Here is a 14,594-nt window from a genome sequence, read left to right as displayed (position 1 = left end):
TCGACGTCGCAATGCCGCTTTCGTCGACGGCATCCAACCACGTTTCCATGATGACCAACGCTGTGTCTCCGCCCTCGATCACCTCCATCCGCCCTTGGCGGACTTTCAATTTACCTTGGAAATGAGCAGAGATTGCTTCGAACGCTTTCCTGATCTGGTCTTTGCCTTTGGCGTACATGCCTGCTTTGACCACTAAGGTGGCATCATCGGTGTAGAATCGCATCAAGCTGTCGAAGTCTTTGGCCGATATGGAACGGTCTGCAGATTCGATAAGGGCTTTCAAGGGATGGTCAGACATTCTGGACTCCAAAATGGCCGCGAGCGGAAAAACAAAACCCGCCTCGCGGCGGGTTGCTTTGTCTGGAAATATGACGTGCTTAGCCCACCACTCGATGAATGGTGATAATAATCACAGTGAAAGCGCCAACAAATTCCATTGTGCATCTTTATCACCATCGTCAGCGACGGGCAAATGATTACGTCCAATTTTGCGCAAACTAGTCAAGGTGTCTGCGGCACATCTTTTCCACTGAACAACGTGGTAGCTGCGTATCTTAGTGCTCAGCCATCAGCCACCCCACAGTTGCCTGTTACTCCGCAATAAGGTCGGACTGTGCAACGACGGCAAAGAGCTATCTGTTTCGATCAGCAAGGCGATCTCAGCTCTAATCTCCGGTCCGGCATCGTGACCAGCAATGAGTGCGTTCTTCCGGCGAAGTAATTGGCATTAAGGCATTTTCCAGCCGAGTCTCAATGCATCGTTATGTCGTTAGCGACCACGATATCGCTTAACGAACCGCGTGTCATTCCAGTTTTTCCACCTCGCAACCCATCGCCCTGATCCCGCGAGCGCCCATTTGTCGGCGATTGCCCGCCCGTTCGCCAATGAGATAAGTGCAAGCCATCTCCGCTGTGGCCGGAACGGCTGCAACGTTTCGCCGGAGAGGCAGCGGCGGATGTTTTCGGCCAAAACGGGCCCCTGCCGGACCGCGAAAACTCCGGCCTTGGGTCTTGGGTCGGGAAGGCTGGCTACATCCCCGGCCGCAAAAATCTCTGGATGCGATATTGATCGCAGGAAATGGTCGACCCGGATGAACCCGCCTGCGTCGAGCGTGAGGCCGGTTTTGCCAAGCCAGGTTGGCGCTCCGCTCGAGGTCGTCCAGACCACATCATCCACAAAGAGCTTTCGTCCGTCACGGGCCACGAGCTCCCCTGCCTCAAAGCTGGTGACTTCAAAATTAGGGTAATTCATGATCCCGGCCGCGTTCAGCTCCCGCCGCAAAATCCATCGCGCCAAACGACTGCGCTCTGTCACAACATCATGAGCCCGACCGGCGAGCAAGATGTCTACGCGGTCGCGGCCTAGTCTTCGCTGCAGGGCAAAAGCCATCTCGACACCTGCAACACCCTGTCCAACCACGGCGAGACGCAACCTCCTTGTTTTTTCAGCAGCCCGAGCGTCGAGTGCTTCCAGCCGCAGCGTAAAACTCGCAATCGGCTTGACCGATATCCCTCCGGACACACCGGGCGGCAGGGCTGGCGTAGATCCAATGTCGATTGAGAGGATCGAATAGTCGAGCAACATGCCGTCAGCCAGGCTGACCCGCCTAGTGTTCGGATCGATCGCCGTGGCGCTCGTGGCGATAAAGGTGACCCCATAGCGGGTACACAGCTTCTCAAGATCGATGTGGAAATCGTCAAAACTGTACTGTCCGCTCACATATCCGGGAAGCATGCCGGAATAAGGCGCGTGGCGAGAGGGCGAGACCAGTGTGATCTGTGTGCCGAGACCGAGTTCTCCCAGTCGGCGAATGACTTCCACATGTGCGTGGCCCCCTCCCAGAAGGAGGATCGGCACGGCATCGCCCGTCTCAATCATGTGGCGCTCCCCTGGAGCCGAGACGGTGGACGGGACCGCCTGCGGCCTCGGCATCTGCCTCGTCATGGGTGACGAGGATGACCGGGAGGCCGGCGGTTCTTGCGCGCTCGAAAACCAGCAGCCGCATCAGGGCGCGCAACTCCATGTCGAGCTTGGAGAAAGGTTCGTCGAGCAGCAGGAGGCGTGGTCGCGACACGAGAACGCGGGCGAGCGCCACGCGTGCCTTCTGCCCGCCGGACAGGGTCGCAGGGTCGCGTTCGGCAAACCCGGCCAAATCCATTTCGGCCAGGATCTCCGCAGCCATCTGTCGACGTTGCCGGCGATCTGCGACATCGGCCGGGATGGCGAAGGCGACATTGGCACCGACCGACATATGGGGGAAAAGCAGCGGATCCTGGAAGAGAATGCCGGCCCGTCTGGCCTCTGCCTGAAGCGACAGGAGATCGAGACCATCGACGGAGACGGCGCCCCGGGCGTCGAATGCCGGATCAAGAAAGCCGCCGATATAGGACAGCAAGGTGGATTTACCCGAGCCGGACGGCCCCATGACGGTCAGCACCGAACCGGGCGCCACATCGGCACTCAGATCGATCAGGGTCATGCCTCTCAGGCGGATCAGGACGCCAAAAAGCGAGAGGCCGGTCGAGCTTTGTCTTTGCAGCATCATCAGACCTTCATCTCACGGCGGTTTCGGTGCAGCGCTGCGGGGATCAAGGCCGCGAGGGCGAAAGCGAGGAAAGGTAGGATGGTCTGCAGCAGGGCATAGACTCCGATGACACGGCGGTTGTTGCCGGAGGCGAGTGCGACCGCCTCCGTGGTGATGGTTGAAAGCCGCCCCTCGCCGATCAGAACCGTCGGCAGATATTGCCCGACCGAGACGGCGAAGCCAACTGCCATGGCCGTCAGGATCGGGCGGATCAACATGGGCAGGCGGATCGATATGAGCACAGACAGTCGCGACCGGCCAAGAGCGGTGGCGATGGTCTCATATCGACGATCGAGCGAGCGCCACGGGTCGGCCAGCGAGAGGAAAACATAAGGCAGCACAAAAACCAGATGAACGAGCACCAGCGCCGTCAGCCTGTGTTCGCTGCGGCTGCCGATGAAGAGCAACTGCAGGCCGAAGACGAAGGTGATCTGCGGCACGATCAGCGGCAGATAGAGCATCAACAGCGCCTTTTCGTCGACGCTGCGGCCCGTTTGAAGCTCCCGCTCCAGGCAACCGATCGTGAGCAGGATGGCGAGCAGGGCCGAGGCAAGGCCCGTCAGCAGCGTGGTGACCAGGGGATCGCCGATGCGCGGCCAGGCATTCATCCAGCTTCGCAAGGTGAAACTCTGCGGCAGGATGTCCGGAAACTGCCAGAGGCCGGCCAGCGACCAAATGGCGAGGATGGCAAGTCCTGCGAAAACGATGGTGCCAATTAGGCCGACGAGGAGGATCGACACGCGGCGGACGAACCTGTCGGCCACCAACCGCCAGCCTTTGTCACGCACAGTCTTGAGCGCACTGGACGCAAGACGCTCCAGGACGAACCAGGATATCAGTGCCACGAGGGTAACGCCGAGCTGCAGCACGGCGCCGGCCGAAGCGAGAAAGCGGGCGGAGAGATCCGGATCGTTCATCCACTGGACGAGCCGTGTCGCAAGCGTGCCGGGCAAATTGGGACCGAGGATCAGGGCGACATCGACAACGGAAGACGAATAGGCGATCACGGCATAGACGGCAAAGCGGATCTGGCGGTAGAGCGCCGGCCAGAGCAGGTAGACGAAGCCGGCGATCCGGCCATAGCCGAAGGAGGCTGCAAGCCTGCGGGCAGCGACGAGGTCGACCTGTGGCAGGGCGGCGAGCGTCACGAGAAAGAGAAAGGGCGTCTCCTTGATCACCAGCCCCGCGATCATCGCCAGCCCCATGGGATCATGGGGAATGAGAACATCCGGCGGCCGATCGATCCCGAAGACGGGGGCGACCAGGCGGATCAGAAAGCCGGACGGTGCGATCAGAAAGGCGAAGCCAAAGGCCGCGGCAGCATGGGGAACGGCAAGCAGCGGCGACAGCAGATGCTGCAGGCGAGAGAGCGTCGGCGTGCCGGCATAACTCGCGACGAACACCAGCGTAATTCCGACAGAGATCAGCGACGCGGCAAGACCCGTCGCCACGCTCAAGGCTGCGGCGGCAACCAGCCCTGGCGTGGCGAAGAGATCTCGGAAGGGCCCGAGCCCCAGCTCAAAGCCTCCAAGAGCTGGCAGATAGCCGAAGGCCGGAAGGAGCGTGCCGAGCAAGCCGAAGGTGATCGGCAGAAGCAGGAAACCCAGCGTGAGTGCGACCGCAGCCCTCGGAAAGACTGTGGTCAAGCCGTTCCTGAACATGCGATCTACCGCTTCAACTGCCACGGCTCAGTTGCCGCTGGCGTAGCGTCGGCGCCATTCGACTTCGATACGCTCCATCCAGCTCGCATGGGGTTCTGCAATGACCGGTCCGAGCTGATCGGGCGCAAGCGTTGCCACACCAAGGTCGAGTGCGGCGAAGGCGGCACGATCCTCCTCCGGCAGTTTTCCCATGGCGAGAACGGTCGGATCGCCCCAGTAGGTCGGATCCTGCTTCCGTAGTTGTGCTTCGGGCGAAATCAGGAAGTTCGCCGTCAAAAGGGCCCCTTCTTTGGCATTGGCATTGTAGGGGATGGCGACGAAATGCGTGTTGCCGAGGGTGCCGTGGGAAAACGTGAAGGAGCGCACGGTATTAGGAAGCTCGCCTGCCTTGATGCCTGCTGAGGCTTCTGCCGGGTTGAAGGCGAAGATGATGTCGAGTTCGCCGTCCGCGAGCTTCTGTTTCATGTCCGGGTAGTTCTGCGGAAAGGCCTTGCCCTGACGCCAGGCCACCGGGTGCAGCTGATCAAGATAGGCAAAGAGCGGTTCGACATCCCGCTCGAAGGTTTTCTCATCGACCGGCTTTGCCAACTTGGAAGGATCATCGATGACTTCGCTCAACACCTGTTTCAAAAAGGACGAGCCGATGAAATCCGGAGGCGCCGGATAGGAAAAACGTCCCGGATGCTTCTTCGCCCAATCTAGCAGTTGGACCGCATTATCGGGCAACGAGGCTGAGTCAGTCCTGGCGCTGTCGTAGAAGAAGACCATCTTCGCGCCGCCCCAAGGGCTTTCCAGCCCATCCGTCGGCTCGGTGAAATCCGTGAGGATGGTCGGCTGGTTCTCGACGTCGACATATTGCCAGTTCGGCAGCGCCGTTGCCCAGCCCGGCGTCAGAAGCAGATCCTGCTGCTTCATCGAGACGAAGTTCTCGCCATTGATCCAGATGAGATCGACCGAGCCACCCTCGTTCTTGCCGGCCGCCTTTTCGGCGATCACCTTGGCGACGGCGCTTGCGGTATCCTCGAGCTTCACCTGCAAGACGGTGACGCCGTAGCGCGACTGCATTTCGGCGCCAACCCATTCGAGATAGGCATTGATGTTTTCAGATCCGCCCCAGGCGTTGAAATAGACCGTCTGCCCGGATGCGGCCTTCTCGATGGCGCTCCAGTCCTTTACATCGCGTTCAGCCGCCACTGCGTTGAGGCCACTGATCGCTGTAATAAGGCTGGCTGCCAAGACTCTCTTGATGAAGCGCATTCGGGACTATCTCCTTCGTTCGGATCGGACCGAGCTCACTCGGAGTCACGTTCCACATGTGATTTAACTCCTGAGGCCCTCTCGGACACTTAGGTTTTGCCGATGGATCGCGCTCGCCTCAACGCGAGAGCGGCCTCGATCTCTGGGCCGATGTGTTGATCTTCCGACGCAACCGCCGCGCGCGTCAGGTCGCGGGTAATCCGCATTTGCTCGATGAACGCCCGGCATCCGCGGCACATGGCGAGGTGCAGCTTCATGTTGAAGCGTTGCCATGGTCCGAGCTCGCCATCGATGAGAAGGCTGGCGCGTTCGGCGACTTCACTGCATCTGAACATCAGATCAATCCTTATTCTGGACCTGTTGGACATGACTCGATCCGGGGGGATCCGTTACAGCTGACGCGTCTTTTTTCTGATGATTTAAAATATCGCGCACCGGTCATGGCAGACGGTTATAGATTGCGCTCAGCATGAGGCGCCCGGATAACCCCGGAAAGAAACGGCCGATACCTGCCATGAGACGCGCCGCCAAACCCGGCACGAAGATCCCTGCGCGGCGGCGATTTAGGATCGCGGCCGCTATCAGTTCCGGTTTTGCGCGTCGATCGCGTTTGCTGCCAGGCGGTGCATGGCGTTCGGCATGTGGCGTGTCCATTGGACCTGGAACCGCAATCTGTACTGTGATCGAATGTCTGCGCATGAACTCGGCTGCAATGCTCTTGCCGAAGGCGGTGACACCATCCTTAGAGGCCGCATATGCGCTGGCGCCAGGATAGCCTACGAAATGCGAGAGCGACGATGTCAGCACCAGGCGGCCACCGCGTGCAATCATCTCGCCGCGAATAAGGGCTTTCGTGACAATCATCGTCCCGGTCAGGTTGACAGCCACGACGCGCCACATCTCGGACAACTCCAATTCCTCAAACCTGCCGACGGCACTGATGCCGGCGGTAAGAACGACCAGGTCAAATGGCGATCGGCTTGCAAGTGAAGCAAGTGCCGCGCCCACACTTTCGCTATTGGAAATGTCGCAAACTGCTATCACGGCTTTGTCAGCCGGGGCTTCCAGCGCCCTTGCGTCCAGATCAAGCACGCTGACCTCGTCTCCACGCTGTATCGCGATCTCAACGAGTGCCCGGCCAAGACCAGAAGCGCCACCTACGACAAGCACCTTCATGTCGTCGACCTCCGCAAGAGGGTATCTGTCAGGATGCGAGGATAGGAAATCGTCCTGCGATAACCGCCATTCTCCTCGAGCATCGCCAGGATCGTGCTCGCGACCGCTTCAGGCTTAAGCATGATCCGATCAAAAAAATCCGCTGGTCGACCAGAGCGGACCGACATGCCTGTCGCGGTCGGTCCCGGATGCAGCGCCTTCACGGTTATTCTCCCCTGCCATTCCAGTGCGAGGGACCGTGCCAAACCATCGATTGCCGCCTTGCTTGCCGAATAGATGGGCATAGTGGAAGCCCCCTTTCTTGCAACCGAGCCGACAAGTGCGATCCGACCGCTAGCGGCCACGAGTGGCTGATAGAGGCCATGTGTCAGATGTATGTTCGCTCTGACATTGACCTCGACCACGTCGGCCATTTCGGAATCGACTTCTTCAGTCAACGCCCTGTAGTGACCTTTCCCGGCACACAGGATGGCGCGGTCAAGCGTTGCGGGCAGAGCCTCGACCAGCCGCGTGCGTGCAGCCACATCGGCGAGATCCGCCACGTGATACGGCACATCCGGGAAGCCTGCAGGAAGGTCTGCTGACTGTCGCCGTCCTGTTGCAATGACCTGCTCGCCACGGGCATCAAGCAGGCGAACAATTTCCAGCCCGATGCCCGACGAGGCGCCAGTTACGAAATAGGATATGGGGGCACGTGACGATCGATGCGTGGTCAAACGCCACCCCTGCGCTGACGGACCTGCTTGACGACCGTTGGGATGAGCGCGACGACGGCAAGTGTAAAAAATGCGATCGTGATTTCCCGCGTTACCAGATCCGATATTTGTGCCTCGCGTCCGGCGGCCTGCGCGGCTACCAGCACGCTGTCCACGCCTTGGCCGAGATAGGCATAGGCGAATGTGCCGGGTAAAATCCCGAGAAATGTTGCGGCGACGAAGCGTCCGAGGCTGATGTCGAAGAGAGCGGCTGCGATATTGACGACGAAGAAGGGGAAGACGGGGGCAAGACGTATGACAAAGAGATAGCTGAAGGCATTTTTGCGAAAGCCGTCGGCGAGCTTTTTGACCACTCCGTCGACCCTCTGGCGTAGGAAGCTCCCAAAGGCTGAGCGAGTAGCCAGGAACAGAATGGACGCCCCGATGGTTGCTCCAACGGCGACAAGCGCACCGCCTAACAGCCAGCCGAACAGAAATCCGCCGAATATCGTCAGGACGGATGCGGCCGGGAACGAGAAGGCGACGGCAAGGATGTAGGCGCCGACGAATAACAGTGCAGACCAAACCGCATTACCGTCAACATATGCTCTCATTGCCTGCCTTTGCTCGGCAAGATAGCCGAGGCTGAGGTACTTCTCCAGGCCCAGGGCATAACCAACCGCTAGGCCCAGCACGAGAATCCCAACGGGGGCGAGTCGTATGAGGCGTTCATGTAGAGACGTGGCCTTGTTTGACATGTGGTTGCTGGAGTTCTCATCAGACATCGTTGAGTGACCAATCGTAGACAAAAGAGCCGACAGAGGCTGTATCGATCCGTTTTGCCAGATCGACGCTTGCAAGTGATTTCCAGTGGGCCTTGAGTGCGCCCTTGCCGCCGAAGTCATCGGCGTACCAGGAATAGATTTTCGACGCGGTGATCTCGCCATCCGACACAGTTATGCCGCGCGGGTGGTTGACGTAGTCGCGGGCGTTTTCAGCGAGCAGGGCATCGACATTGCCGCCGGAGTAAGCCGTCGCTGACAGGTTCGGGCATGAGTAGGACGCGCAGTTCAAGCCGTAATGGCTCATCGGATCCTTGAACAAGCCCCGGACGATCTCGTGTTCGATATCATCCAGCGACAGCTCCGTCCCGCTGACCATGATGATCTTCTTCGACCAGGGGCCGGTTTTGAATAGACCGCCGCCGCCGAGCTTGATGTCCTTGATAGAGGCCACGGGATAATGATCGATTACGACCTCAAGGGTCTTGGCATTGTAGAGGTTGATCCAGAACGCGTGGCCCTCATTGCGTGAGAGACGACTGGCGTCGATACGGGATAGTCCGTCGAGATAGGATTTTAGCGCGGTGGCGCCCTCCCGCCGCAACGAGTTGTAATCGACGCGGTTATAGCGGCTTTTGTCCGGCTTGACATAACGTTGGAGCAGTTGATCGAAGCTGCTGTGATCGACACTCGATGTGCCGACCGGCGCCAAAGCTGAAAAGCTTGAGGCAATTGCGGGTCGGGATGTGATCGCAACCAGGCCGGCACCAGCGAGGCTCAGTACACCGCGACGAGAGATGTTGTCGTGCATCGGGCTCATTCTGCCTTCCTTCTTGTTTTCTTGCGTGTTTCGCTCGGGACCCATCGGTTTCAGCGTCACGATGGCTTGATATGAGCAAAACTTGCTGGACTTTTAGAACGATTATTCTGTTAATACCTCTCGGACACTGTTCGGAGGGGCTGTGGGGAAATCGGAAATCGATGAACAGGACTTGCTGCGACGGCTGATCGAAGGGGATCAGGCTGCGTTCGAGAACCTGTTTCGGCGGCACAATGCCGCGATGGTTCGTTTTGCGACCGGCATCGTCAGAAGCCGATATGTGGCCGAAGAAGTCGTACAGGATACGTGGGTCTCGGTGCTCAGCCGGATCGATCTCTTCGAGGGACGAAGCTCCCTGGCTGGCTGGATCTACACTATCCTCCTCAACAAGGCCCGAACCCTCGCGAAACGTGATGGAAGAACCGTGTTTTTCGACGATGCAACCGACGGCGACGGCCTTGCAAACGCCTTCGACGGCCGCGGCCGCTGGCGAGATCTGCCCGAACTTTGGGATGAGTTGACACCGGACAGACACGTTGAGGGTCGCAGCGTCCTCAAGCATGTCGAGACAGCCATCGAGGCGCTGCCCCCGGCACAGCGCGCGGTGCTGATGCTCCGTGGGCAGCAGGAACTCGATCCCAAAGAGGTTTGTGCTCTTCTGGATATGAGCGAAGGCAACATGCGCGTGCTCCTCCACCGCGCGCGGGTGAGCATTCGCAACGCTCTTGATCAGCTTAACAAAAGCCTTTGACACGGTGCTTGGCCGTGTACAATCCCGTACCGGCGCCACGCTTCGCATGGCTAGTGCTCAGCATCGGAGAAGGCCACCCACCCCTGTCGCCAGCGAATTACGGTGGTGACGATGCAGAGCGCGGCAAATCCATAGGCGATCAGGGAAAATTTCGCCGGAAACAGGCACATGGCAATAAAGACCGCAATCGTCTCGAAACCTTCTGCCAGTCCGCCGGCGTAATAGATGCCTTTGGTCGGAAAATCTGCGGCCTTCCTGCCGAGCTTTGCCGCAACCGCAGAAAAGGCGAGAAATGAGGAGCCCGTCCCCACGAAGGATACGATCAGCACGGCGGCCGGCAGCGCATGCGTTTCGGGTGCCTGCAGCGCAAATCCGAGTGGGATGAGCGCGTAAAACACCATGTCGAAGGCAATATCGAGATACGCTCCTCGATCTGTTGGCCCCGCAATCCGCGCGACCGCGCCGTCGAGACCGTCCAAAAGGCGATTGAGGAGGATGAGCGAGAGGGCCACGGGCCATTGTCCGAAGCATAAGGCGATAAATGCACCGAAGCCGGCCACAAACCCCGTAAGGCTGATTTGGTCTGCCCCTATGCCGCGATGGGCCAGAAATTCGGCGACCGGCTGAAGGGCGGCACGTTGCAGTGGCAGGATGCGAGCGTCGATCATCCACGCCTCCAGGTCTGGAAGCGCTCAAGCAGCGACAGGCGGAAGGCGTTGATGTGGTCGCGGCGCCACTGGCCGGCGACCATCTTGTTTGCCTCGGCGAGCGTCGGATAGATGTGGATCGTACCGAGGATCTTGCCAAGGCCATGCCCATGTTTCATGGCAAAGACGAATTCGGCAAGCAGATCACCGGCATGCTCACCGACGATAGTCGCACCAAGAATCTTGTCCTTGCCCGGCACTGTCAGCACCTTGACGAAGCCGCGGGCGGATCCATCGGCGATCGCCCGATCGAGATCATCTATTCCAAAGCGTGTCACCTCGTGGGGTATGTTTTTTTGCTTAGCCTCGGCTTCCGACAGCCCTACGCGGGCCACTTCCGGATCAGTGAAGGTGGCCCAGGGGATCACAGAATAGTCGGCCTTGAAACGCTTAAGATCGCCGAAAAGGGCGTTGATTGCCGCAAACCAGGCTTGGTGTCCTGCCACATGGGTGAATTGGTAGGGCCCGGCCACATCGCCGGCGGCCAGGATATTCGGGTGGAGCGTCTGCAAGTATTCGTTCGTTTCGACCACACGATCGACTTTGATGCCAAGCTCTTCCAGCCCAAAACCCTTTAGGCGCGGCGCGCGCCCGACAGCCGCGATAATCTCGTCAAAAGCAATTCGCCGCTTTTCGCCGCCATGATCGACTTCGATCCACTTCTCACCTGCCTCGACCCCGCAGGCGACCGCCTTATGGTTTGTAAGCACCTGGACGCCGTCGAACTTGAGGGAGGCTTCCACCAATGAGGCTGCATCTTCGTCCTCTCGGATCATCAGGCGCGGTGCCATCTCGATCTGGATGACCTCTGACCCCAGCCGTGCGAAACTTTGCGCCAACTCGCAGCCGATAGGCCCGCCGCCCAGCACCACCAGCCGTTTAGGCGCCGAGGGGCGGTCCCGAAGACGATCCCATAGGGTGTCGGAGGTGAGGTAACCCACCTCGTCTATACCGGGAATGGGTGGAACGAAGGGTTGTGCGCCGGTCGCAATAATGATCGCACGCGTGGTCAGTCGTTGACTGCCCCCATTGTTAAGGGCGACTTCAACCGTCCACGGATCGATGAGCTTTGCGTATCCTTGAAGAACTTCAACTCCCAATGAGGTGTAGCGTTCCACACTGTCATGCGGCTCTATTTCGGCGATGACGTTATGAACGCGCTCCATCACCGAGGAAAAAAGCACCTTGGGCTCAACCGGTTCAAGTCCGTAGCGGACGGCATGGCGCATCTGGTGAGCGATCCTAGCGCTTTTAATGAGTGCCTTCGAGGGCACGCACCCGAAATTTAGGCAGTCGCCGCCCATCCTGTGAGCCTCGATCAGGGTCACCTTCGCCTTTGCGCCAGCAGCGATATAGGCAGAGACCAGACCGGCAGAACCTGCTCCAATAACAATCAGATTGCGATCGAACCGCTTGGGTCGTTTCCAATCGCTGTTGGTGGATGCGGAGTTTTGGTCGGTCGACGCCATGCGAGCTCCTTGTCAGACTTCGGCCAAAACGGCCGGCTGTACCAAGGACTATTAAGCGTTCGATCTGTTACAAAGGAGGGAGAAAAAAATCGCTGGAGATCTTTCTCGGGCGCGGCGGGACGCCAAACAGAGTGACTATTTTTCTATATGATCAGCTAGCCTCGTTACCGCCATGAGCGCTGTTCGGGCGATAGGCAGAAGCTCATCAGCCGTCTGGCCAGAGCGCGCCTTGAGGGTCATCCCCCGCGCCACTGATGCGATCATTCCGGCCACAGCACTAGCCGAGATCTTCGCATCGACTGGCCACCGGGCCAGCAGAAGGCGTTCTTCTATCCGATGTTCCATCGCGGTAAAGCGACGATCAAGTTCTGCCGTGAAAACCGGGTTGGTTCCAGCGGCATCTGCCAATACGCAGGAAATCAGGCACCCTGGAGTGCCTCGATCCGAAGTGGCAAGATGGATCACTTCATCGAAAAAAGCGGACAAATCCTCAGCCAGAGACCCCACAGGTCCCAGCGCCGCTATGACACGCGACACACGCGTTTCGCCATATCGATCAAGCGCCGACATAAACAGACCCTGCTTGTCTCCGAAGAGCTGGTAGAGGCTGGCACGAGGCATATTCATTGCCCGACACAGCCTGTCAATTGAAGCCGCTTCGAAGCCTTCTGCCCAGAAAGACCGCATTGCCGCTTCCAACGCAGTTTGTCGATCGAAGCCGCTCGGACGGCCCCGCTGACGTATTGTTGGGCTGGTTGCTGACATTGATCACCTAATTCTGAACCGACCATTCTAAAATAGCTGTCCAATCTCGCGAATTCAATTTAAAGAACGAGTGTTCTGAAAATTAGAGGAGATTTTCCATGGCACGTATCCCGCTTCTCGATATGCAGCCCGAAACACTTGAAACTTCCACCGGCGAGGCTCACGCCTTGTTGGAGACAGCCAAGGCCAAACTCGGCTTTGTACCTAACATGTATGGATACATGGCCAAGTTGCCACCGGTTCTCGCCAACTACATGTCGAGCTATGACGCCTTCCGCAGCCAGTCCGGCTTCACGTCTGCCGAGCAGGAAACAGTCTTTCTTACAATCAGCCGCGTGAACGGCTGCACTTATTGCATGGCTGCTCATTCGATGATCGCCGACAAAAAGTCGCGTGTTCCATCGGCATCTCTTGATGCGCTGAGATCCGGGGAAGAATTGCCGGATGCGAAACTTCAGGCTGTCGCAGCCATGACCGAAGCGATGGTCGTTTCACGAGGAAATCCCGGGAAGGCCTCGATCGAGGCCTTCCTTGCGGCAGGTTATACCGAGCAGCACGTCTTTGGCATTGTGTTGGCGATCGCTGCGAAGACATTCTCCAACTACGTCAATCACTTGGCGGGGACACCGGTTGATGCGGTTTTTGCTCCGTATTCGGTCGATTGATACTCGAGGATGGGGACCTAGGAAGGGAGGCAGGGAGCTGTACTCACAGGCCTCCTGCCTTGCATGAAATCTGCGTCGGCCTAGGTTTCTGAGTTTCTCAAGCGCCACAACTTGATCCGGCGCAGTACATCACGAAAGTTACCCAAACTCGTGCAATCTTACTGGAAAAATTCTGCTGTTGGGGGTCTAACAGCGCAACCGGCAATACCAAAGTTATAGCCTTGGGTGAATGTGGCATCAGTCCCGGTGCCTGACCATCAAGTTCACCAATGTGGGTAAGGCGACGGCAGCGCAAAGGCGATAAGTCGCCTGCCGATACATTGCAGCATCGACGGCACCCCAAAACCCGCTAGTTGTGATGGCGTCCTGGACCAGGTTCGGATCTCCGTCGATCAACCCTCAAGGGGTCGGCTAGCAAGCTGCCGCCGCTCCGTCTTCGCCTTCGCGGTGATCGCGACCGTCCCTGTTCCATCGAGGAGCCATCAGCGGGAATTGGCCCGCTTCCGATGGAGCACCTCAAGATGGCACACGATCTTTCTCTCGCCCAATCTCACGCCTTCCACCTCTGCAACGATCTGATGGTTCCCATCACCCTGTTCAAGTCCGGCGACGAATTCGGCGTCCTTCCGTCCGACGAACTCGATGACGAAGACGATCTTGAGATCGTGCACGAATACTTCCCGCGCGGGTCTCATTGAGACCCGCCTGTTCCTGCCGCTGGCGACTTGTCGGCCGCAAGGGAAGCGCCGCCGCAGCGCTTGCTGCAACTTTTGTCAGTTGCGCGCTGCGCCCTTGCACCCTCCGCTCTTCGCGGCGGGAAGGAGGTCTCCCGCGCATTGCGGGAAAATGAAAGGACGGCCGCCACGCGGCCGAAGAAAAATATGGAACGAAAAGACTTAGAGGCGCTGCGCGCCAGCGTCAGTTGTGAAGCCCTGCTGGAGAGGGCCGGATACGAACTCGATTTAAGAGAAAGCACCCGCCGAGCCGTCAAATACCGGCATGGTGGTAGCATCATCATTGTGACCCATGAAGGACGAGGCTGGTTCGATCCTCTCAGTGACGACAAAGGCGATGTCTTCGGCCTCGCCATGATTCTTGAGAACGTCACGTTCCCAATCGCGGCGGAAGTCGTTGCAACACTGGTTGGATTTCGACTTTCTCGCCCGGAATGGAGCTCTCCACGGTCGTCAGAACCCGCAGAAGACATTATCGGGCGTTGGCTGAGCCGGCGTACACCGTCGCCCGGCTCCGGTGCCTGGCG

The 14,594-nt window shown here is 58.7% G+C and carries 16 protein-coding genes and 1 pseudogene; 4 read left to right on the top strand and 13 right to left on the bottom strand.

The features are described 5' to 3' along the window. From Q2T52_RS26625 to Q2T52_RS26580, 10 genes are all read right to left on the bottom strand, one after another. A partial coding sequence (locus tag Q2T52_RS26625) for a YybH family protein (protein ID WP_302079927.1) occupies positions 1–298 on the bottom strand: 298 nt, incomplete at its 3' end. Positions 299–769: 471 nt separating this feature from the next. Beyond that, positions 770–1,879, bottom strand: a complete 1,110-nt coding sequence (locus tag Q2T52_RS26620) for an FAD-dependent oxidoreductase (RefSeq protein ID WP_139790702.1) — start codon at positions 1,877–1,879, stop codon at positions 770–772. Next, positions 1,872–2,543, bottom strand: a complete 672-nt coding sequence (locus Q2T52_RS26615) for an ATP-binding cassette domain-containing protein (RefSeq protein ID WP_081177389.1) — start codon at positions 2,541–2,543, stop codon at positions 1,872–1,874. Before Q2T52_RS26615 ends, Q2T52_RS26620 begins: the two co-directional genes overlap by 8 nt. A 2-nt stretch (positions 2,544–2,545) precedes the next feature. Continuing rightward, positions 2,546–4,246, bottom strand: a complete 1,701-nt coding sequence (locus Q2T52_RS26610) for an ABC transporter permease (protein ID WP_436799590.1) — start codon at positions 4,244–4,246, stop codon at positions 2,546–2,548. Between the two features lie 27 nt (positions 4,247–4,273). After that, a complete protein-coding gene (locus Q2T52_RS26605) occupies positions 4,274–5,503 on the bottom strand; it encodes an ABC transporter substrate-binding protein (RefSeq protein ID WP_081177323.1) in 1,230 nt (409 codons plus the stop codon). 89 nt (positions 5,504–5,592) lie between these two features. Beyond that, positions 5,593–5,838 (bottom strand): zf-HC2 domain-containing protein, encoded by a 246-nt coding sequence (locus Q2T52_RS26600; protein ID WP_176218715.1) that lies wholly within the window; start codon positions 5,836–5,838, stop codon positions 5,593–5,595. 103 nt (positions 5,839–5,941) lie between these two features. After that, the gene (locus Q2T52_RS26595) at positions 5,942–6,679 is read right to left on the bottom strand and encodes an SDR family NAD(P)-dependent oxidoreductase (protein ID WP_081177325.1); all 738 of its coding nucleotides are present in this window, start codon (positions 6,677–6,679) and stop codon (positions 5,942–5,944) included. Next, positions 6,676–7,395 carry an SDR family NAD(P)-dependent oxidoreductase gene (locus Q2T52_RS26590; RefSeq protein ID WP_176218716.1) on the bottom strand — a complete coding sequence of 240 codons (720 nt, stop codon included), beginning with the start codon at positions 7,393–7,395 and terminating at the stop codon, positions 6,676–6,678. Before Q2T52_RS26590 ends, Q2T52_RS26595 begins: the two co-directional genes overlap by 4 nt. After that, positions 7,392–8,159: a TVP38/TMEM64 family protein gene (locus Q2T52_RS26585; protein ID WP_081177326.1), complete on the bottom strand. Its 768-nt coding sequence runs from the start codon at positions 8,157–8,159 to the stop codon at positions 7,392–7,394. The genes Q2T52_RS26590 and Q2T52_RS26585 overlap by 4 nt, the downstream gene beginning before the upstream one ends. Next, positions 8,152–8,976: a DUF547 domain-containing protein gene (locus Q2T52_RS26580; RefSeq protein ID WP_302079926.1), complete on the bottom strand. Its 825-nt coding sequence runs from the start codon at positions 8,974–8,976 to the stop codon at positions 8,152–8,154. Before Q2T52_RS26580 ends, Q2T52_RS26585 begins: the two co-directional genes overlap by 8 nt. 142 nt (positions 8,977–9,118) lie before the next feature. On the opposite strand from Q2T52_RS26580, the gene Q2T52_RS26575 reads away from it, so the two are divergent. After that, positions 9,119–9,727, top strand: a complete 609-nt coding sequence (locus Q2T52_RS26575; protein WP_302079925.1) for an RNA polymerase sigma factor — start codon at positions 9,119–9,121, stop codon at positions 9,725–9,727. A 50-nt stretch (positions 9,728–9,777) separates the two neighbouring features. Here the strand turns inward: Q2T52_RS26575 and Q2T52_RS26570 are convergent, their stop codons facing one another. From Q2T52_RS26570 to Q2T52_RS26560, 3 genes are all read right to left on the bottom strand, one after another. Beyond that, positions 9,778–10,395: a CDP-alcohol phosphatidyltransferase family protein gene (locus tag Q2T52_RS26570; protein WP_302079924.1), complete on the bottom strand. Its 618-nt coding sequence runs from the start codon at positions 10,393–10,395 to the stop codon at positions 9,778–9,780. After that, entirely contained in the window at positions 10,392–11,903 is a 1,512-nt protein-coding gene (locus Q2T52_RS26565) for a dihydrolipoyl dehydrogenase family protein (RefSeq protein WP_302079923.1), read from the bottom strand. Before Q2T52_RS26565 ends, Q2T52_RS26570 begins: the two co-directional genes overlap by 4 nt. Before the next feature lie 135 nt (positions 11,904–12,038). Next, complete coding sequence (locus Q2T52_RS26560) at positions 12,039–12,590, bottom strand: TetR/AcrR family transcriptional regulator (RefSeq protein ID WP_296097891.1); 552 nt, start codon at positions 12,588–12,590, stop codon at positions 12,039–12,041. A gap of 176 nt (positions 12,591–12,766) precedes the next feature. Here Q2T52_RS26560 and Q2T52_RS26555 point away from each other — a divergent pair, with 176 nt between their 5' ends. The 3 genes and pseudogenes from Q2T52_RS26555 to Q2T52_RS26545 all read left to right on the top strand — a co-directional run. After that, positions 12,767–13,333, top strand: coding sequence for a carboxymuconolactone decarboxylase family protein (locus Q2T52_RS26555; RefSeq protein ID WP_081177332.1), 567 nt, complete (start codon positions 12,767–12,769; stop codon positions 13,331–13,333). A gap of 521 nt (positions 13,334–13,854) precedes the next feature. Next, the gene (locus Q2T52_RS26550; protein ID WP_176218718.1) at positions 13,855–14,031 is read left to right on the top strand and encodes a hypothetical protein; all 177 of its coding nucleotides are present in this window, start codon (positions 13,855–13,857) and stop codon (positions 14,029–14,031) included. A 60-nt stretch (positions 14,032–14,091) separates the two neighbouring features. Then, positions 14,092–14,594: pseudogene (locus Q2T52_RS26545) on the top strand (hypothetical protein); the annotation flags it as partial.

The sequence above is a fragment of the Rhizobium oryzicola genome (assembly GCF_030504645.1).
GTDB classification, from domain to species: Bacteria; Pseudomonadota; Alphaproteobacteria; order Rhizobiales; family Rhizobiaceae; genus Neorhizobium; species Neorhizobium oryzicola.
The sequence above is the reverse complement of the archived record's forward strand: the minus strand, read 5'-3'. Positions and strand labels throughout refer to the sequence as shown.